We start from the raw sequence: 19,237 nt of genomic DNA, 5'->3' as shown, positions 1-19,237 counted from the left end.
CCGGGCAGGAGTGACATGAAGGAGCCGCGCAGATCCATAGGCCCCCGGCGCAATCCCGAGACGGAAGCGGCCATTCTCAAGGCCGCTGCCGAAATCCTGGACGAAAAGGGCTTTGACGGGCTGTCGATGGAGGCCGTGGCCCGGCGGGCCCGGGCCGGCAAGGCCACGCTCTATCGCTGGTGGCCGACGCGCGGGGCGCTGCTGATGGCGACCTACCAGCAGCAAAAGCAATTCGCCGGCTATCCCGACACCGGCAGCCTGGAAGGCGATGTCGGCGCGCTTCTGGCCCTGCTGTTCGATCACTGGTCGCGGCCCGAGGGCCGGCTATTCCGCCACATCATCGCCGCGGCCCAGGGCGATGACGACATGCGCGCGGCGCTCGACAGCTACCGCGAATCGCGGCTGGACACCCTGGCCGAGATCTTTGACCGGGCCGCGGCGCGGGGCGAGCTGAGCGATGCCGTGCCCCGGCGCGACATGGCCCGGGCGGTGATGGGCATGGCTTGGCTGCACCTGCTGGTCGGCCGGATGGATGGCGATACGGCGGGGATGGCCCGGACCCTGGTGCGCGGCTGGGCGCGCTAGACGGCCGCCGGGCGATGGCGCGCAAAGCGGCACAGCGGCGCGCCGGCCCCTGCGGAACCCGGGCCGAACCCGGGCGCCTGTCACAAATCGTGTTTGAAATCGTGATCAAAAGCGGCTGATGTAACACCGAGTGTCTGCATACGGAGGTTTCTCATGCGCACGTCTTACGCGGCCCTGGCCAGCGCCTTCCTTTCCATCGGCGCATTGCCGGCATTTGCCGATTACGCTTTGACCATTCTTCACACCAACGATTTCCACGCCCGTTTCGAACCGATCAGCAAATACGACAGCGGCTGCTCGGCCGAGGACAACACCGCCGGCGAATGCTTTGGCGGCTCGGCCCGGCTGGTCACGGCCGTCGAAGAGGCCCGCGCGCGGTCGGACAACTCGATCCTGGTCGATGGCGGCGACCAGTTCCAGGGCACGCTGTTCTACACCTATTACAAGGGTGCGGCGGCGGCCGAGATGATGAACAAGATGGGTTATGACGCGATGACCGTGGGCAACCACGAATTCGACGACGGCCCCGAGGTCCTGCGCGGCTTCATGGATTCCGTGGACTTCCCCGTGCTGATGTCGAATGCCGACGTGTCGGGCGAAGAGTTGCTGGCCGACACGCTGATGAAATCGACGGTCATCGAGAAGGACGGCGAGAAGATCGGCCTGATCGGCCTGACGCCCCAGAACACCGACGAGCTGGCCAGCCCCGGGCCCAACATCACCTTCACCGACCCGGTTGCCGCCGTGCAGGGCGAGGTCGACAAGCTGACCGCCGAGGGCATCAACAAGATCATCGTGCTCAGCCATTCGGGCTATGGCGTCGACCAGAAGGTCGCGGCGGAAACCACGGGCGTCGATGTCATCGTCGGCGGCCATTCCAACACCTTCCTGTCCAACACCTCGGACCGGGCCGAAGGCCCCTATCCGACGATGGTCGGCGACACGGCGATCGTCTCGGCCTATGCCTATGGCAAGTTCCTGGGCGAGCTGAACGTGGTCTTCGACGATGACGGCGTGATCACCAGCGCCACCGGCGAGCCGCTGATCATGGATGCGGCCGTGACCGAGGATGCGGCGACCGTGTCGCGCATCGCCGAGCTGGCCAAGCCGCTGGAAGAGGTGCGGTCCGAAGTCGTTGCCGAGGCCGCCACCGAGATCGTCGGCGTGCGCGAGGAATGCCGGGCGATGGAATGCGCCATGGGCAACCTGATCACCGATGCCATGCTGGCCCGTGTGGCCGACCAGGGCATCGACGTGGCCATCGAGAACGGCGGCGGCATCCGTGCGTCGATCGACGCCGGCCCGGTGACCATGGGCGAGGTGCTGACCGTGCTGCCGTTCCAGAACACGCTGTCGACCTTCCAGGTCACCGGCGCCGTGCTGAAGGAAGCACTGGAAAACGGGGTCGGCCAGATCGAGGAAGGCGCCGGGCGCTTCCCGCAGGTCGCGGGCATGACCTATGTCTTCGATGCCGCCGCCGAGCCGGGCAACCGCATCGTCGAGGTCACCGTGGGCGGCGAGCCGCTGGACATGGAAAAGACCTATGGCGTGGTGTCCAACAATTACGTGCGCAACGGTGGCGACGGCTATGCCATGTTCAAGGACGCGGCCAATGCCTATGATTTCGGCCCCGACCTGGCCGACGTGACGGCCGAATTCCTGGCCGAAAACTCGCCCTACACGCCCTACAAGGACGGCCGCATCTCGGCCAAGTGAGGCCGCGCCCCGCCGCGTCGTCCACACGCGGCGGGGGAACTGGCGCCACGTCACGGCGCCGGTTTGCCGGTTTCATGTTACCCTGGCCGCAACGGCTCATGGCGGCGCGCCCCGGACCGGGCGCGCCGCCTTCTTTTTGAACCCACCGCCGCCTGGCCCCGACCAAGGGCCAGGACATGCCTACCGGGGCACAGCACAGAGGTGACACATGGCCGACGTAACGACAGAGCTGCCCGACGGGCTGACGGCGGTGCGGGATCTGCCCCGGTTCGAGAAGCGTGCGCCGGGGGTTACGGATCTCGATCACGTCCGGGCGCAATGGGCCAGGGGCCCGCTCGCCCGCGACAGCGTGGGCATCGTGCATGCCTTTCCGCAATCGGCGCTCTTTGCCATTCTCGATGACGACGTGACCCGCCAGATCGAGACCGAGACGCTGATGGCCCGGGGCATCCGCGCGGCGCCGGCCTGGGAATTCTTCGGCCATTCGCTGCTGACCTCGAACGGCGCACCGCACAAGCGCCGCCGGGGCGCCCTGGCCCGGACCTTTGCCTTTCCGCTGATGCGTGCGCTGCGGCCGCAGGTGCGCCAGGCCGTCGACGACCTGTTGGCCGAGGCCGGGCATGGGGCGGGGATCGGGTTGAGAGCGGGGGGCGGGCAATGGGCAGGGGCCGGGCAGGGGCCCGGGGCCGAACCGGGGGTGGACGCCGGACAGGGGGCCGGGGTCGATCCGGGAACGGACGCCGGACAGGAGACCGGTGGCGGGCAAGGAACCGGGACCGGACCGGGCGCCGGGGCGCAGGGCGAGATCGACATTCTCGACGCCCTGGCCGGCCCGCTGCCCGCCCGGGTCATTGCCCGCGTGCTGGGCGTGCCGGCCGACGAGGCACCGCATTTCGCCGGCCTGGTCTATTCGGCCATCCGCGTCCTGCAGAACCGCAACCCCGAGGTGATCGACGCGGCAGTGGCCGACCTGGACCGGCTCAACGCCTATGTCGGCGACCTGATGGCCCGCCGCCGGGCCGCGCCGCAACAGGATTTCCTGTCGCGCTTCGTGCGCGATGCGGCCGATCGGCTGGACGAGACCGAGATCCGCGTGCAGCTGGTCACCGTGATCTTCGGCGGCTCCGACACCACCCGCGCCCAGCTGACCATGGCCCTGGCCCGGCTGCTGGAACATCCCGAGCAATGGGCACTTCTCAAGGCCGACCCCGAAACCTGGGCCGGCCCCGCCGTCGAGGAGGCGCTGCGATACGATCCGGTGGTTGGCGGGCTGGGCCGGGTGGCGATCCGCGATTTCGCGCTGGAGGGTGCGCGCATTCCCCGGGGCACGATCCTGTCGCCCAACCTCGTCGCCGCCCTGCGCGACCCGGCCGTCTATGCCGAGCCCGACCGGTTCGACATCTCCCGCACCGACCACCCGCGCCATACCCCGGCCTTCGGCGCCGGCCCGCATCGCTGCCTGGGCGAGGCGCTGGCCCGGGTCGAGCTGGAAGAGGCGCTCAAGGGGGTGGCCGCGGCCTGGCCCGACATGGTCATGACCGGCGCACCACCCCGGCTCAGGGGGCTGTCGGGCACCCGGGGCATCACCCCGCTGACGATCCGGCCGCGTCCCTGATCCCCGTCAATGCCCCGGCCGAGCACGCTCCTGCTTCCTCGCGTCGTCCCAGCAGGTCGCTGAGCAGTGCCCTCGCTCCGCCCCTGGCGGTCGCGGGCCAAAGGCTCTCCGTTCACCCCGGCCGCCCGCGCTCCTGATCCCTCGCACCGCCCCTGCCGGGCGTAGGCCAGTCCCCTCACTCCGCCTCGGCCGGCCGCAGACCAAAGCTCTTCGTCCGTCCCTGTCGGCTGCCGGCGCCCGCTCCGTTCCGGCCGGTCGCGGGTCCGCCAGTGCCAACCGAGGCTCGACGGCCGGGCCGCCGGGCGGCTAACCTGCGCCCATGTGTGGACGTTTCGCCGTAACCCTGCCGCCCGATGCCATGGCCCAGCTCTTTGCCGCCCAGCCGGCCAACGACCTGCCCGAGGTGCCCAATTACAATGTCTGCCCGACGGTGCAGGTCCACGTGGTGCGCCTGGGCGAGACCGGGCGTTCCCTGCTGCCCATGCGCTGGGGCTTCCTGCCCCATTGGTACGCCTCCGAGACCGCCGGCCCGCTGCTGATCAATGCCCGGGCCGAGACCCTGGCCGAGAAACCGGCCTTTCGTGCCGCCTGTCGCGCGCGGCGCTGCCTGATCCTGGCCACGGGTTTCTATGAATGGACCAAGGACGCCGAGGGCAACCGCCTGCCCTGGTACATCCGCCGGGCCGATGGCGCGCCGATCGCCTTTGGCGGGGTCTGGCAGGATTGGGGCCGTGACGAGGACCGGCGCAGCACCTGTGCCATCGTGACCACCGGCGCCTCCGAGGCCATGTCGCGCATCCATCACCGCATGCCCCTGATCCTTGATCCCGAGGATTGGCCGCTGTGGCTGGGCGAAGCGGGCAAGGGCGCGGCCCGGCTGATGCGGCCGGGGGACGAGGAGCTGCTGAGCTTTCACCGGGTCCATCCCCGGGTCAATTCCAACCGGGCCAGCGGGCCGGAGCTGATCGAGCCGTTCGACGAGTCCGACTAGACCGCTGCGCGGCGGGAGGCGGCATGGCGACGGGTTCGCGACAGCGCGTGCCATGATCGGTGTCGTGGCCACGTTCGGTGCCGGCGCGACAACGGTTGCCGTCGCCCGGATCGGCCCCGCTGCGATGGCCTCAGGGGTTCAGCGCCGGCAGCGCCGCAACCCCGGCCCGGCCGGACCGGGCGACCCGGCGCAGCGCTGCACAGGCCTGCCGCGCCGCCGTCCAGCCGGCATCCTCGCCCGTCCCCCTGTTCGGCCCGTATCGCGCCGCCCCGATCCGGGCCAGCGCAGCATCCAGGCGGGCCCGGCCCGGGGCCAGCAGCGCCGGGTCGGCCATGGCCTCAAGCTGCGGTTGCCACACCGCCAGCGCCCGGTTCAGCGCGGTCAGGTCGCGCCGGGCCAGCGCCCGCGTGACCTGGTGATGGGCATGGTGTTCAGAGGCCCGCCAGCGCGCCACCTGCGTGGCCAGCCAGCGCCGGGCCAGCGGCAGGCCAAAGCGCCGCACGGCCTCCAGCAGGGCCAGTGCTGCCGTCACCAGCGCCACGATCAGGGCCAGCTGGCGCGGATCGGGCGGCAGGCGGGCCGGCTCGGGGCCGGGGGCCACGTCGAATGCATGCTCCGGCAGCTCGGCTCGCTCGATCTTGCCCGTTTCGATGTTGTACCAGTCGAAGGCGATGGCCGGCAGGCTGGCCGACCCGGCCAGCTCGGGCAGAAAGACCACCCGTTCCACCCGCTCGCCCGACAGCACCCCGCGCTCTTCGCGGTCGCTGACCCGGGGCTCGTCGGGATAGGCCCGCAGGCCGGGCGGGGTCTCGGCCCCGGTCAGCGGCGGGATCAGGATGGGCGTGGTGCCCGCGATGCTGGCCGTGACCACCCGCGTCACCGCCCCGCCGACGGCCAGGTCTTCGGGGATCTCGACGGTTTCCTCAAGGGTGAAGCCGCTGGCCAGGATCAGCGGCGACAGGTCTCGCGCGCCGTCGGGCAGGGTGGCCGTGAAGGTGATCGGCGGCAGCGGCACGGCCGTGGTCTCGGCATCGCTGGCCCCGCCGGTCGAATAGGTCACCTGCAGATCGCCGCCGGGCAGGGTCACCGGCCCCGGCACCAGCGGATAGAGCCGATAGCTGCGCTGGACGCCCGACCAGCTTTCGCCGCCGATGGTCTCGCTGGTCGGGCTGCTGGCCCGTTCGGGCAGGCGGATCAGCAGGCCGGGCACTTCGAAATCGGGAAAGACCGGGGGGGAGGGCATGAAGCTGGGCACCAGCACCTTGACGCGCAGCATCAGCGGCTGGCCGACGATGGTTTCCTCGGCCGACAGCTCGGCCGTGACCCGTGGCGCCTGCTGAGCGCGCGACGAGGCCGGGCTGATGATCAGTGCGCAGGCCAGGACGGCGAGCAGGATGCGCGAGGGCAAGGGGGAGCGGGACGGAAAGGGGTAGAAGGCGTGGGGCAGGATATCGGACGGAGCGGTTGAGAGGGCTGCGGACAGGCTGCTGGGCAGGACACGGGAGGGGAATGAGACGAGGAGCCGGGACGGAAAGGGGAAGTCGCGGGTCAGGACACCGGACGGGACGGTGGAGAGGACCGGTGACAGGATGCGGGGCAAGACCAGGGACGAGAAGTGCAGGAGCACAGTCAACAGGGCAAGGATCAGGACGGGGGAGAGAGTTGCGGACAGGACGATGAAGAGAACGAGGAAAGACAGGAGGGGCAGGGCGAGGAACACGACGAGAGAAAGCACCAGGCACGGGACCCGGGACATGCCGCAGGACCGAACGTGCGACAGGCCGGACAAGAGGCGCAGGCGCATCATGATCCGCTCTCCGACAGGTCGAAGCGAAAGCGGGATTTCAGGAAATCGCCCATGTCCGTGTCGATCGACTGCATCCATTGCTCGGCCGTGGGCATGCCCGCCTCGCCCTCGCTGGGCTGTTCGACCTGGGTTTCGGCGCCTTTTTGGGTCTCGTTGTCGAACACCGTGTCATCGGCCCCGATGCCCCGGTCCTCGCCGGTGTCCGATTGCTCCTGGGTGGTCTCGACATACTCCACGATGGCCTTGGCCACCTCGAGGTTGCGCTCGGCCTCGGCCCAGCCCGGGCGCCGTTCGAGCGCCGTCTCGAAGGACCGCACCGCCGGCCGGTAGCGCCGGAAGCGGATCTCGGCCAGGCCCTGCAGAAAGGCCGCGTCCGGCGTGTCCAGCTTGTCCAGGATGTCGATGGCCTCTTCGTACTGGCCGGCCCGGGTCATGGCGTAAGCCTTGCGGTACGGATCGGCATAAAGCGTGGCCGCCCGGGCGAAGTCGCGGGAGGTCTCGGCCCGCTGGCCCTGCTGGTCCGGGGTCCAAAACCAATCGGCCAGCCCGTCGGCCCGGGCCTGGCCGGGGCCCAGCAGGGGCGCCAGCAGGCCAGCCAGCAGGGCCATGCGCCAGCGCATCGTCCAGCCCCGGCGGAACCACAGCAGGGTCAGCAGGGCGACCGGCCAGGCCAGCCACCAGGCCCGGTCGTTCCATTGCAGCCGGTCGTCGTCGCGCAGGGCCGCGGCCTGGGCCGCGCGCAGCTGGCGTTCGATCCGCGTGATGTCGCGCCCGTCATGGGCCAGCGGGATGACCGGCAGGCCCGACAGCTGGGGCAGGCCGGTGCCATCGGGCGCGGCCAGCAGGATCAGCACGGGCACCGGCGGGTCTTCGAGCGCCGGGACGGCCGAAGGATCGACATCGTCGAGCACCAGCAGCACGGCCCCGGCCTCGTCGCCCAGGATCTCGGCCGCCAGGTCCACCGCGGCGGCCGGGTTGTCGCCGGCCTGGGGCATGACCTGGGGCTTGAGCCCTTCCAGCAGCGGGCGCAGGATGTTGGGGTCTTCGGTCAGCGGGGCCACCCGGTGGGCGCTGCCGGCATAGGCCACCAACGCCGTGCGCGCCCCGGCCCGGGCCTCGATCAGGTCGAGGATCTTGAACCGCGCCCGGTCCAGCCGCGAGGGCGCCAGGTCATCGGCCAGCATGCTGTCGGTCACCTTCAGCGCCACGACCAGCGGCGCGGTATCGGCGACCAGCGGATCGGGCAGGCGGCTCCAGGTCGGGCCGGCCGCGGCCAGGCCCAGCAACAGGCCGGTGACCATGACCAGGTCCAGCGGGTGGATGCGCCGGCGTCGGCCCGCCCCGGTGCGCAGGGCAGCGGCCAGGTGGGGGGCGATGCTGTCGGCCAGGGCCTCGGCCGCCCCGGCCCGGCGCGGGCGCAGCCACCACCACAGCAGGGCCACCGCCGGCAGGGCCAGCAGCCACCAGGGCCGCAGGAAGTGAAAGGCCTCGACCGCGCCGCTCATGCCGGCCGCCCGGCGCGCAGGCGCATCAGCAGGGTGGCCCCGACAAGCACCAGCAGGGCCAGCGCCAGGGGCAGGTGGGTCATGTCCTCGCGCGGGCGAAAGCTGAGCGAGTCGGTCTTGCGCGGGGTCAGGGTGTCGATCTCGTCATAGATCTCGGCCAGCGCGGCCTGATCCGAGGCATAATAGCTGCGCCCGCCGGTGGTTTCGGCCACCCGGGCCAGCGTGTCCAGGTCGACCCGGCCCTCGCCGCTGCCCTTGGGATCGCCGACACCGACGGTAAAGATCGTCACCCCGCGTTCGGCGGCGATGCTGGCCGCGTTGATCGGGGGCATGCGGCTGCCGGTGTCGGCCCCGTCGCTCAGCAGGATCAGCAGGCGGTCGTCGATCTCGGAGGCATCAAAGGTGCGCACGGCCAGGCCGATGGCATCCCCCAGCGCGGTGTTCGGCCCGGCCATGCCCACGCGGATCTGGTCGAGGAACCCGCCCAGGCTGGCCAGGTCCTCGGTAAAGGGCGCCTGAACAAAGGCCCGGGTGCCGAAGACGATCAGCGCCACCCGGTCGCCGTCGCGCTCGTCGATGAACCGGGCGATGACCTCCTTGACCGCGGCCAGCCGCTGCTGGCGCTGGCCGTCGGCCCCGGTGAAATCGCGCTCGTCCATCGAACCGGAGATGTCGAGCGCCAGAACGATGTCGCGGGCGGCGGTCTCGACGGTCACCGGATCGCCCAGCCGTTCGGGCCGGGCCAGGGCCACGACGCTCAGGGTCCAGATCAGCACGGCCGCGACCAGCTGCACCCGGCTGCGCGCCAGGATGCCGGCGCCATCGTGGGCCTCGATCCCGGCGGCGCGGGTGATCTCGCGGAAGAAGGGAATGCGGATGGCCTGGACGCGCTCGCGATGCGGCGGCACCAGCAAGATCACGGCCAGGGGCAGGGGCAGAAGGATCAGCAGCCAGGGATGGGCAAGGCTCATGGGCGTCCCCCGGCGGTGGGCGCCGGCCCGGGGCGGTGGCGGCGCAGCCAGTCGCGGGCCAGCGGCAGCAGGTCGGGCGCGGGCGGGCAGGGGCGATAGGGCGCCCGGGCCAGCACCTGGCCGGGGCCCTGGCTGAACCCGGTGCCGCCATAGCTGCGGTCGAGGAAGGCCAGCCAGTCGCTGCCCGTCAGTCCGGCGACCTCGGCCCGGGGATAGGCCGCCAGCGCCGCCCGGCGCAGGATCGCCGCGATCCGGGCGGCATCCGGCCCGGCCCCGTCCAGCGCCCTCAGCGCCGCCCGGCGATAGGCATTGGCCCGGTGCCGCGCCAGCAGGCGCGCAACGGCCAGCCAGACCAGCCCCAGCACGGCCAGCCCGACCCAGGCCCAGGCCGCGGTCTGCGGCCACATCGACACCGGGTCGGGCACCGGGGCCGGCTCCAGCAGGTCGATCAGCCCGGTCAGCGACAGCCCTTCGAATTCCTCGGTCATCGCCGCGCCTCCGCCAGCCCCATCAGCCGGCGCAGCTGGTCGCTGGCGGGCTGGTCGGTGGACAGCTGCAGCAGCGGCGCGCCATAGCGCCGCGACCAGCCGGCCAGTGCGGCCAGCCGGCCGTCGAGGAAATCGCTGACCGCCCGGCGCTGGCCATTGGCGCCCATGTCCAGCTCGGCCTGCTGGCGGGCATCCGAGATCGGCAGCCGGGCGCGATCGGGCAGGTTGCGCATCAGCGGGTCATGGACCTGGAACAGCAGCAGGTCGTTGTGGCGGGCCAGGGCGCGGATGTGGCGCTCGCTGTCGGGCGTCAGCCCGTCGAAATCGGAAAACACCAGGATCAGCCCGCCCGTCGCCGTGATCCGCCGAGCCGCGCGCAGCACCCGGTCGATCGGCAGCGGCGTCTCGACATGCAGATCGGCGCTGAGCCCGCGATTGGCCCGAGCCGTCGAGGCCAGCAGCCGGTGCAGCGCGGCGGCGCTGCGCTGGGGCCGGTGTTCGGCTATGGTCGTGTCGGTGAAGACCAGCCCGCCGACCCGGTCACCCTGGGCCAGGATGCGATGGGCGGCCAGCGCGGCGGCCTCGGCGGCGATCACCGATTTCATGTAGACTTGGCTGCCGAAGAACATCGACACCCGCTGGTCGACCAGCAGCAGGGCCGGGCGGTCGCGCTCTTCGGTATAGACCCGCACATGGGGGCTGCCGGTCCGGGCGGTGACCTTCCAGTCGATCGTGCGGATGTCGTCGCCATCGACGTAATCGCGCAGTTCCTCGAAATTCAGCCCCCGCCCGCGCAGCCGCGACCCATGGCGCCCGTTGAGCACCGACCGGGCCGGCTGGCGCGGCAGGAACCGCAGGTCGCGTGCCGCCCCGGCCAGCCGTTGCAGGCCCCGGGCGGTGACATGGATGCGCGGATCCTCGGCGATATCGGGCGGCACGGCCATCGGATCAGGGCAGGGCGACGAGGCGCAGGATCTCGTCGGTGATGGCGTCGGTCACGATGCCGTCGCCCTGGGCCTCGTAGGACCGGGCAATGCGGTGGCGGAACACGTCGGGCGCAATCGCCCGCACGTCGACCGGGTCGACGTAGTCGCGGCCTTCCAGCCAGGCATGGGCCCGGGCGCATTTGTCCAGCGCCAGCGAGGCGCGCGGGCTGGCGCCGATCTCGATCCACGAGGCCAGGTCGTCGGACAACCCGGCCGGCGTGCGCGTGGCCTGGACCAGGTCGGCCATGTAGCGTTCGATCTGGTCGGACACATGGATGCCGCCGATCTCGCGCCGCGCGTCAAAGACCACCGATTGCGGGATCGGCGCGGGCCGCTCTGCCGGGCTGTTGTCGCTGGCAGTCTCGCTGACCCCGGCGGCGGCGTTTTCCTCGCTCCGCACCAGCCGGATCACGGCCACCTCGTCCTCGACCGGGGGATAGGTGATCTGCACATGCATCAGGAAACGGTCCATCTGCGCCTCGGGCAGCGGATAGGTGCCTTCCTGTTCGACCGGGTTCTGCGTGGCCATGACGGTAAAGAGCGGCTCCATCGCATGGGTCTTGCCGGCCACGGTGACCTGGCGCTCTTCCATCGCTTCCAGCAGCGCGGCCTGGACCTTGGCCGGGGCGCGGTTGATCTCGTCGGCCAGCACGATGTTGGCAAAGATCGGGCCGGGATCGAAACGGAAATGGCCGCCTTCGGGCGTCTGGGCATAGACCTCGGTGCCGGTCACGTCCGAGGGCAGCAGGTCGGGGGTGAACTGGATGCGGCTGAAACTGGCATCGAGATTGCGTGCCATGGCCTTGATCGCCCGGGTCTTGGCCAGGCCGGGCAGGCCTTCGATCAGCAGGTTGCCATTGGCCAGCAGGCCGATGATCAGCCGGTCGATGACCGCGCGCTGGCCGATGATCGCCTCGCCCATGCGCCCGCGCAGCGCCTCGATGGCCTCGCGTGTCTGTGCCATGGTCCCGCCTCTCCTGAATTGTCCCGGGGTCGAGACTGCGCGGAAGCGGGGGGCATGGCAAGTGCGGATTTCCCTTGCGGAAGGCGGGCTGGCCGGGCGGTAGAGCGCCGTGATTCCAATGGGTTTCGGTTTGCGGGCCTTGGGCGGGGTCGTCCGGCCAAGAGGATATCCGCCGAGTACCCCGGGCCGGGCTTTCGGACCGGTGCGAAACCCGCCGCAGGCCCCGTGCCGGGCGTTCAGGTCGGTACGATATCCGCCGTCCGCGCCCATGCCAGGTCATGAGATCGGCACATCGTTCAGCGCGTGGCTCGGGCCGGGTGGTCAGGCCGACGCGCCATCCAGTGCCTGTCCCGGGCCATGCTTTCGGACCGGTTCTGCCTCTACCGTGCGCCCCGTGCCAGGCGTTCAGCTCTGCATGACATCCATAGCGCCCACCGAGCCGAACACTCACCCGCCGCGCAGCCCGGGGCCGGCCGATCAGACCGGCACGACATCCACGGCGTGGCTCGTGACATGGGCCCCGGCGGTGCGCAGCGAGCCCTTGACCGGCGCGACATCGGCATAGTCGCGCCCGATGGCCACGGTCACGTGGTCCTCGCCCACGCGCATGTCGTTGGTCGGATCCATCTCGACCCAGCCCATTTCGGCCCCGCACCAGGCCCGCACCCAGGCATGCATCGCATCGGCCCCTTCCAGCCGCTCCTCGCCCTCGGGCGGCTCGGTGCGCAGGAAGCCCGAGACATAGCCCGCCGGGATGCCCACGGCGCGCAGGGCGCTGATCATGATGTGGCTGATGTCCTGGCAGACCCCGCGGCGCGCGGCAAAGGCCTCGGCCGGGGTGGTGGTCACGTCGGTGGCCGACGGGTCAAAGGCGATCTCGCCATGCAGCGCGGCCGAGAGGCGGGTCAGCATCTCGTAGCTCGACAGGCCCGGTTCCAGCAGCTCGCGGGCAAAGGCCGCGATATCGGGGCTGGACGGGATGCGCGGCGAGGCGCCCAGGAAATGATGCGGCGCGCCCGGCGCGATCGAGGCCGTTTCGGCAATCTCGCGGGGCAGGGCGATCAGCGGGCAGGACAGATCGAACTCGCCGGGATCGAAGCTGCGCTCGACCCGGCCGGCAAAGCGGAAGGCATATTCGCTGAGCTGGCCGTCATAGGCCACCTCGGTGCGGGCATTGCCAAAGAAATCCTGGCCGTCGGCTCGGAAATCGGGGGCCGGATCGACCGACAGCATGCCCGAGATCAGCCGTTGTTCCGGCGTGGTCACCGGCTGCATGCGCAGGATCGTGCGGTTGGCCCCGGCCGGGCTCTGGTAGCTGTAGCGGATCGTCAGGCGGATGTCGTAGAGCACGCTCATCTGTCGCGGCCTCAATCGAAATAGAGCTGGCCGAGCGCATCGGAAATGCCCCGCAGCTCGTCACGCATCTGGCGGAAATCCGCGGCCGAGACCTGTTCGGGCGTGGCCACGGCCAGCCGGGTTTCCAGGCTGAGGATGCGCCGGGCGGCCTCGGTCATGGCCGTGCTGCCGGACCGGCGGGGGATGTGGGCCTGCTGTTCCTTCAGTCGGCTGACCTGGAACATCACCGACCGCGGGTTGTCGGTGTCGAGCGCCAGCAGGTCGACGACCGTGTTGCGGGTGACATCGACCGAATAGCGCCGGCGGTGGGTCATCACGCTGTCGCAGATCTCGATGGCCATGTCATAGCTGCCCGGCGGCGCGTCGCGATCGGAGAATTCCGCCAGCAGGTCGGTCATCAGCCCGGCCCGTTCCAGCGCCCGGCCCATGGTCAGGAAATGCCAGCCGGCAAAGCGGAACATGTTGTCATGGACCAGCCCGGTAAAGCCCGCCAGCTGGCGCAGCAGCTGGCTCAGCTTGCGGCTGGCGTCGATCTCGTCCGATGCGCGCAGGTCGCGGTCATCGGTTCCGTTTGCATCGGTGTCGGTATCCGGGGGCGTAGCTTGGCGCGTATCCGCGCCAGTGTCCTGGCCCGTGTCCTGGCCCGCATCCGTGCCCGCATCGGTGCCCGAGTTTGCGCCCGGGGCCTTGCCTGCATCGTCCGCGCCGGGCCCGTCGGGGCCATCGGTGGCAGGCGGCATGAGCGGCTCGTCCTCGGCCTCTTCGGCGGCCAGCGCCCGGGCGGTCTCGGCCAGCTCGTCCAGCGCCGTCCAGCCATCGGTGGAAAACCGGTCGCGCACCTTGGTCGCGCAGTTGCGCGCCTGTTCGAAGAGATCGATCAGGCTGTCGGGGATCGCCCGGTCCAGCCCGTGGCCCAGGCCCAGGATGAACGGCTCGACCTTGGTCAGCAGCGGCGTGGCCACCGGCCCGGCCTCGGTGCGGCGCAGGTGGTAAGCCCGCAGCGCGCGCAGGGCGAAATCGGCCCGTTCGACATAGCGGCCCAGCCAGAACAGGTTGTCGGCCGCCCGCGCCGGCAGCCGGCCCGGCAGGCGGCGGACAAAGGGCGTGGCATCGCTGTCGGCCAGGGTCGGGCGCTCGACCTCGGTGTCGGACACGACCCAGACATCGGCCACCGATCCGCCGTCCTGCATGGCCAGGGCCGTGGGGTCGTCGGTCCGGCCGATCCGCGCATAGCCGCCCGGCATGACCTCCCATCCCGACCGCGTGCGCGCGGCAAAGACCCGCACGATGACGGGCCGGGGCACCAGCTGGCCGTCGATCATCGCCGGGGTGGTCGACAGGGTCACGGCCTCCTGGCCGACCAGGCTGGCGCCTTCGGTTTCCAGCCAGTCGCCGATCGGCACATGGGCCGCGCTGCGGAACTTGCCCCCCAGCGCGGTCGAGGCATCGATGTCGAAGGGCAGCTTGGTCGACAGGGCCGGGCCGATCATCATCCGTTCGAGATTCTCGCGCACGTATTGCCGTTCGCTGGCCTGGCCGCACCACCAGGTGGCGATGTTGGGCAGCTTGAGTTCCTCGCCGGTCAGCTCGCGGCAGATCCGGGGCAGGAAGGCCATCAGCGCCCGGGCTTCCAGCACGCCCGAGCCCAGGCAGTTCATCATCGTGACCTTGCGCCCGCGCAGGGCGCTGACCATGCCCGGCGTGCCAAGCGCGCTGTCCTCGTCCAGTTCGAGCGGATCGGCAAAGCGGCTGTCCAGCCGGCGCCACAGCACCGACACCGGTTCCAGCCCGTTGATCGTGCGCACCATCAGCCGGCCGTCGACGACCTTCAGATCCTCGCATTCCAGCAGCATGATGCCCAGGTAACGCGCGATATAGGCATGTTCGAAATAGGTGTCGGTGTTCTGGCCCGGGGTCAGGATGGCCACGCGGCCCTCGGCATCCAGGCGCTGGTCGTAAAGCGCCGTGCGGAAGCTCTGGAAGAAGCCGGCCAGCCGTTCGATATGGGCCCGGGCGTAGAAATCGGGAAAGACCCGGGCCGTGGCCATGCGGTTTTCCAGGGCAAAACCCGCGCCCGACGGGGCCTGGGTCCGGTCGCCCAGGACGAACCAGCTTCCATCGGGCGAGCGGCCGATCTCGAAGGCCAGGAAATGCAGGAAATGATCCGATTGCGGTTCGGTCCCGACCAGCGGGCGCAGCCATTCGGGGTTCTGCGCCACCAGCCCGGCCGGGATCGCCCCGGTCTGCACCAGCCGGCCCTCGCCGTAGAGATCGGCGATCACCCGTTCCAGCAGGTCGGCCCGCTGGGCGATGCCTTCGGCGAGGCCCGCCCATTCGTCCTGCCCGATCATCACCGGGATATGGCTGAGCGGCCAGGCCCGTTCGGTCGAGCCGGCGTCGGAATACTGGCGGTAATAGACCCCGGCATCGCGCAGGTACTGGTCGCCACGGGCGAACCGCTGGGCCAGGGCCTCGGGCGGCAGGGCGGCCAGGTGGTTGATCAGCGGGCGCCAGACCGGCCGCAGGGAACCGTCGGGCTTGAGCAGCTCGTCCGCCACGCCGTCGGGCGCGTCATAGCCTTCGATCAGGCCGGGATGTCGTCTGCGGCCCTCGGGCCGCCACTTTCTCACGTCCGTTGTCCCCGTTTTCCCGGTTTTCACCGGTGGCACCTTTCCCCGGTGGCACCGATGTCCCGGTGCGGGCCAGGGGCCCGGCCGGAATGCCGTATCCAGTTGGTCACACGCGGCCCGCCCCGCAAGGGCCGAAATGCGTCAATTTGCGACCAGTCCGGACGCGACGATCACAGCCCGGGCATGCGCCGCAGGTCCAGTGTCATCGGGAAATCCGGATGGGTATGCTCCACGGCGGGCCAATAACTGCCCGGCGTGTGCCCGAACTTTTCGAAACGCGCAAGCCTGCGCGCGTCGGCCTCGTTGGTGTTGACCGGGAAGGTTTCGTAATTGCGCCCGCCCGGATGGGCCACGTGATAGGTGCAGCCTCCCAGCGCGCGGCCGGTCCAGGTGTCGAAGATGTCGAAGGTCAGCGGCGCGTTGACCGGCAGCACCGGGTGCAGCGCCTCGGCCGGTTGCCAGGCCTTGAACCGCACCCCGCCGACCCGCACGCCGCTGGTGCCGGTGGCCGTCAGCGGCACCTTGCGCTGGTTGCAGGCCACGATGTAGCGGTCGGGCTCGGTGGCCGTCAGCTTGACCTGCATCCGTTCGACCGAACTGTCGGTATAGCGCACCGTGCCCCCGATCGCCCCGCGTTCGCCCAGCACGTGCCAGGGTTCCAGGGCCTGGCGGATTTCCAGGTGCACGCCGTCGTAATCGACCTCGCCGGCAAAGGGGAAGCGGAACTCGGCCTGGGCCTCGTACCAGTCGGGGCGCAGGTCGAAGCCGTGGTCGCCCAGGTCGCGCAGCACGTCCATGAAATCTTCCCACAGGAAATGGGGCAGCATGAACCGGTCGTGCAGCGTGGTGCCCCAGCGCACCGGCCGGCCCTTGACCGGAGCCTTCCAGAACCGGGCCAGCAGGGCCCGGATCAGCACCTGCTGGGCCAGGCTCATCTGGGCGTCGGGCGGCATTTCGAACCCGCGGAATTCCACCAGGCCCAGCCGGCCGGTGGGCCCGTCGGGCGAGAACATCTTGTCGATGCAGATCTCGGCCCGGTGGGTGTTGCCCGTCACGTCGATCAGGATGTTGCGCAGCAGCCGGTCGACCAGCCAGGGCTGGGGCGCCAGGCCTTCGCCCGGGTCGGGGATCTGGCTGAGCGCGATTTCCAGCTCGTAGAGCGTGTCGTGGCGGGCCTCGTCGATCCGCGGCGCCTGGCTGGTCGGGCCGATGAAGGTGCCCGAGAACATGTAGCTGAGCGAGGGATGGCGCAGCCAGTGCAGGATCAGCGAGCGCATCAGGTCGGGCCGGCGCAGGAACGGGCTGTCGTTGGGGGTCTCGCCGCCGACGACGACGTGGTTGCCCCCGCCGGTACCGGTGTGCCGGCCGTCGATCATGAACTTGTCGGCGCCCAGGCGGCACTGGCGGGCCTCTTCGTAGACCGCGTTGGTGATGGCCTTGCAGTCTTCCCAGCTGTGTGCCGGGTGGATGTTGACCTCGATCACGCCGGGATCGGGCGCCACGCGGATGACATTCATCCGCGGATCGCCGGGCGGGGTGTAGCCTTCGACATGCACGGGCAGGTCCAGCGCCCGGGCGGTGGCCTCGACCCGGGCCAGGATTTCCAGGTAATCCTCGAGCGCCTCGACCGGGGGCATGAAGACACAAAGCCGCCCGTCACGCGGTTCGACGGCAATGGCCGTGCGCACGGCCCCGCCGGCCGGGTCGGTGCCATCCTCGGGCATCAGCTTCTGGCGGTTGAATTCCTGGCGTTCGCCGGTGTCCTGGCCCTTTTCGCTGGGCTGTTCGCGGCCCGGGGTGACATCGGGCAGGGCCGCGGCCTCTTCGCGGGCGATCCGGGCCAGCGTGTCGAGGATGTCGGCCTTCTGCTTTTCGACCTCGCTGAGGTAATCGGGCAGGTCGGCCCGTTCGACCGTCGGGTCGGTGGGATAGGTATAGGGATAGGCGTTGGGCGGGATATAGGGCAGCGAGCCCAGCGGCAGGCGGAAGCCCACCGGGCTGTCGCCGGGGATCAGGAACAGGTGGCCGCGCCGGGGGCGCCACAACTCGGACCGCCAGCGTTCGGCCCGGGCCTTGGATTGCCAGCGCTGGACGGGCAGGACAAAGCCCGCCGGTTCGGTCAGGCCCCGGGCAAAGACCCGGGCGATGCGCGCGCGGGCCTCGGGGTCCTTGAGCTTGGGATCGTCGGGGGTGACGTTGGGCGGCAGGTCGGCTTCCTTCAGGATCCATTCCACCGGATCCTCGAAGGCCGGCTGGACAAAGCCCGGATCCAGGCCCAGCTGGTCGGCGAAGGTCTTGAGGAACAGCCCGGCCTTGGCCGCCGTCACCCCGGTGCGCGCACCTTCGCGGGCGATGGTCGCCTCGTCCTTCCAGATCGGCACGCCGTCGCGCCGCCAGTAGAGCGAGAAGGTCCAGCGGGGCAGGGTCTCGCCGGGATACCACTTGCCCTGGCCGTAATGCAGCATGCCACCCGGGGCGAACCGGTCGCGCAGCCGGCGGATCAGCCCGTCGGCCAGCCCGCGTTTCATCGGGCCGACGGCGGCGGTGTTCCACTCGGCGCTCTGGAAATCGTCGATCGACACGAAGGTCGGCTCGCCGCCCATGGTCAGGCGCATGTCCTGTTCGGCCATGACCTTGTCGACCTTGTGGCCCAGGGCGTCCAGCGCCTGCCAGCTTTCCTCGGAAAAGGGCTTGGTAATGCGCGGATGTTCGGCCACCCGGCGGACATCCATTTCGAATTCGAAATCGGTCTTGGTGTCCTTGTGCCCCGAAAACCCGCCGACGATCGGCGCGGCGTTGCGGTAATGGGGCGTGGCGGCGAGGGGAATGTGGCTTTCGCCGGTCAGCAGGCCGCTGGTCGGGTCCAGCCCGATCCAGCCTGCCCCGGGCAGGTAGACCTCGCACCAGGCATGCAGGTCGGTGAAATCGTGATCGGTGCCCGACGGGCCGTCGAGCGCCTCGAGATCGGGTTTCAGCTGGATCAGGTAGCCCGAGACGAACCGCGCGGCAAAACCCAGGTGGCGCAGGATCTGGACCAGCAGCCAGGATGTGTCGCGGCACGAGCCCTTGCCGATGCTCAGCGTCTCGTCGGGTGTCTGCACGCCCGGTTCCATGCGCACGATGTAATCGATGCGCTCTTGCAACTTGCGGTTCAGCTCGACCAGGAAATCGACGGTCTTGGCCTTTTCGCGCGGGATCGTGTCGAGATATTCCTCAAGCGCCGGGCCGGTTTCCTCGGGCTTGCGGTAGATCGACAGGTCGGTGTCGATGTCGATCGGATAGTCAAAGGGCCAGAACTCGGCGCTTTCCTCGACGAAGAAGTCGAACGGGTTCCAGACCGTCATGTCGGCCACCAGGTCGACCTCGATCTTGAATTCGGTCACCGGCTCGGGAAAGACGAAGCGGGCCAGCCAGTTGCCATAGGGGTCCTGCTGGTGGTTGACGAAATGCCCGGCCGGCGAGACCCGCAGAGAATGCGATATGACCCGCGTGCGGTTGTGCGGGGCAGGGCGCAGGCGGATGATCTGGGGGGATAGCGTGACCGGGCGGTCGTACTTGTAATGGGTGACGTGCCGGATGCTTGCCTTGATGGCCATGTCAGCGCCCTGTCCTTCGGTCGATGA

The 19,237-nt window shown here is 70.0% G+C and carries 13 protein-coding genes; 4 read left to right on the top strand and 9 right to left on the bottom strand.

The features are described 5' to 3' along the window. Positions 1 to 15: 15 nt before the first annotated feature. The 4 genes from ACK3BB_RS18660 (at position 16) to ACK3BB_RS18645 (ending at position 4,907) form a co-directional block, all read left to right on the top strand. A complete protein-coding gene (locus ACK3BB_RS18660) occupies positions 16 to 585 on the top strand; it encodes a TetR/AcrR family transcriptional regulator (RefSeq protein WP_428926146.1) in 570 nt (189 codons plus the stop codon). A 153-nt stretch (positions 586 to 738) separates the two neighbouring features. Continuing rightward, positions 739 to 2,301, top strand: a complete 1,563-nt coding sequence (locus ACK3BB_RS18655; protein WP_428926145.1) for a bifunctional metallophosphatase/5'-nucleotidase — start codon at positions 739 to 741, stop codon at positions 2,299 to 2,301. 208 nt (positions 2,302 to 2,509) lie between these two features. After that, positions 2,510 to 3,916, top strand: a complete 1,407-nt coding sequence (locus ACK3BB_RS18650; RefSeq protein WP_428926144.1) for a cytochrome P450 — start codon at positions 2,510 to 2,512, stop codon at positions 3,914 to 3,916. 319 nt (positions 3,917 to 4,235) lie between these two features. Beyond that, entirely contained in the window at positions 4,236 to 4,907 is a 672-nt protein-coding gene (locus ACK3BB_RS18645; RefSeq protein WP_428926143.1) for an SOS response-associated peptidase, read from the top strand. A gap of 130 nt (positions 4,908 to 5,037) precedes the next feature. Here ACK3BB_RS18645 and ACK3BB_RS18640 read toward each other — a convergent pair whose 3' ends face one another. The 9 genes from ACK3BB_RS18640 to ACK3BB_RS18600 form a co-directional block, all read right to left on the bottom strand. Beyond that, positions 5,038 to 6,315 (bottom strand): hypothetical protein, encoded by a 1,278-nt coding sequence (locus ACK3BB_RS18640; RefSeq protein ID WP_428926142.1) that lies wholly within the window; start codon positions 6,313 to 6,315, stop codon positions 5,038 to 5,040. A gap of 395 nt (positions 6,316 to 6,710) precedes the next feature. Beyond that, on the bottom strand, positions 6,711 to 8,219 hold the full coding sequence (locus ACK3BB_RS18635) for a VWA domain-containing protein (protein ID WP_428926141.1): 1,509 nt from the start codon (positions 8,217 to 8,219) through the stop codon (positions 6,711 to 6,713). Continuing rightward, entirely contained in the window at positions 8,216 to 9,190 is a 975-nt protein-coding gene (locus ACK3BB_RS18630) for a VWA domain-containing protein (RefSeq protein WP_428926140.1), read from the bottom strand. The genes ACK3BB_RS18635 and ACK3BB_RS18630 overlap by 4 nt, the downstream gene beginning before the upstream one ends. Then, positions 9,187 to 9,678, bottom strand: a complete 492-nt coding sequence (locus ACK3BB_RS18625; protein WP_428926139.1) for a DUF4381 domain-containing protein — start codon at positions 9,676 to 9,678, stop codon at positions 9,187 to 9,189. Before ACK3BB_RS18625 ends, ACK3BB_RS18630 begins: the two co-directional genes overlap by 4 nt. Further along, positions 9,675 to 10,622, bottom strand: coding sequence for a DUF58 domain-containing protein (locus ACK3BB_RS18620; RefSeq protein ID WP_428926138.1), 948 nt, complete (start codon positions 10,620 to 10,622; stop codon positions 9,675 to 9,677). Before ACK3BB_RS18620 ends, ACK3BB_RS18625 begins: the two co-directional genes overlap by 4 nt. A 4-nt stretch (positions 10,623 to 10,626) precedes the next feature. After that, positions 10,627 to 11,628: an AAA family ATPase gene (locus ACK3BB_RS18615; RefSeq protein WP_428926137.1), complete on the bottom strand. Its 1,002-nt coding sequence runs from the start codon at positions 11,626 to 11,628 to the stop codon at positions 10,627 to 10,629. 477 nt (positions 11,629 to 12,105) lie between these two features. Continuing rightward, positions 12,106 to 12,984, bottom strand: a complete 879-nt coding sequence (locus ACK3BB_RS18610) for a transglutaminase family protein (protein WP_428926136.1) — start codon at positions 12,982 to 12,984, stop codon at positions 12,106 to 12,108. An 11-nt stretch (positions 12,985 to 12,995) separates the two neighbouring features. Further along, a complete protein-coding gene (locus ACK3BB_RS18605) occupies positions 12,996 to 15,614 on the bottom strand; it encodes a circularly permuted type 2 ATP-grasp protein (RefSeq protein WP_428926135.1) in 2,619 nt (872 codons plus the stop codon). Positions 15,615 to 15,784: 170 nt separating this feature from the next. Then, a complete protein-coding gene (locus ACK3BB_RS18600) occupies positions 15,785 to 19,210 on the bottom strand; it encodes a DUF2126 domain-containing protein (RefSeq protein ID WP_428926134.1) in 3,426 nt (1,141 codons plus the stop codon). Positions 19,211 to 19,237 lie beyond the last annotated feature (27 nt).

Origin of the sequence: Marinibacterium sp. SX1, assembly GCF_050389775.1 — a bacterium.
Lineage (GTDB): Bacteria > Pseudomonadota > Alphaproteobacteria > Rhodobacterales > Rhodobacteraceae > Marinibacterium.
The sequence above is the reverse complement of the archived record's forward strand: the minus strand, read 5'-3'. Positions and strand labels throughout refer to the sequence as shown.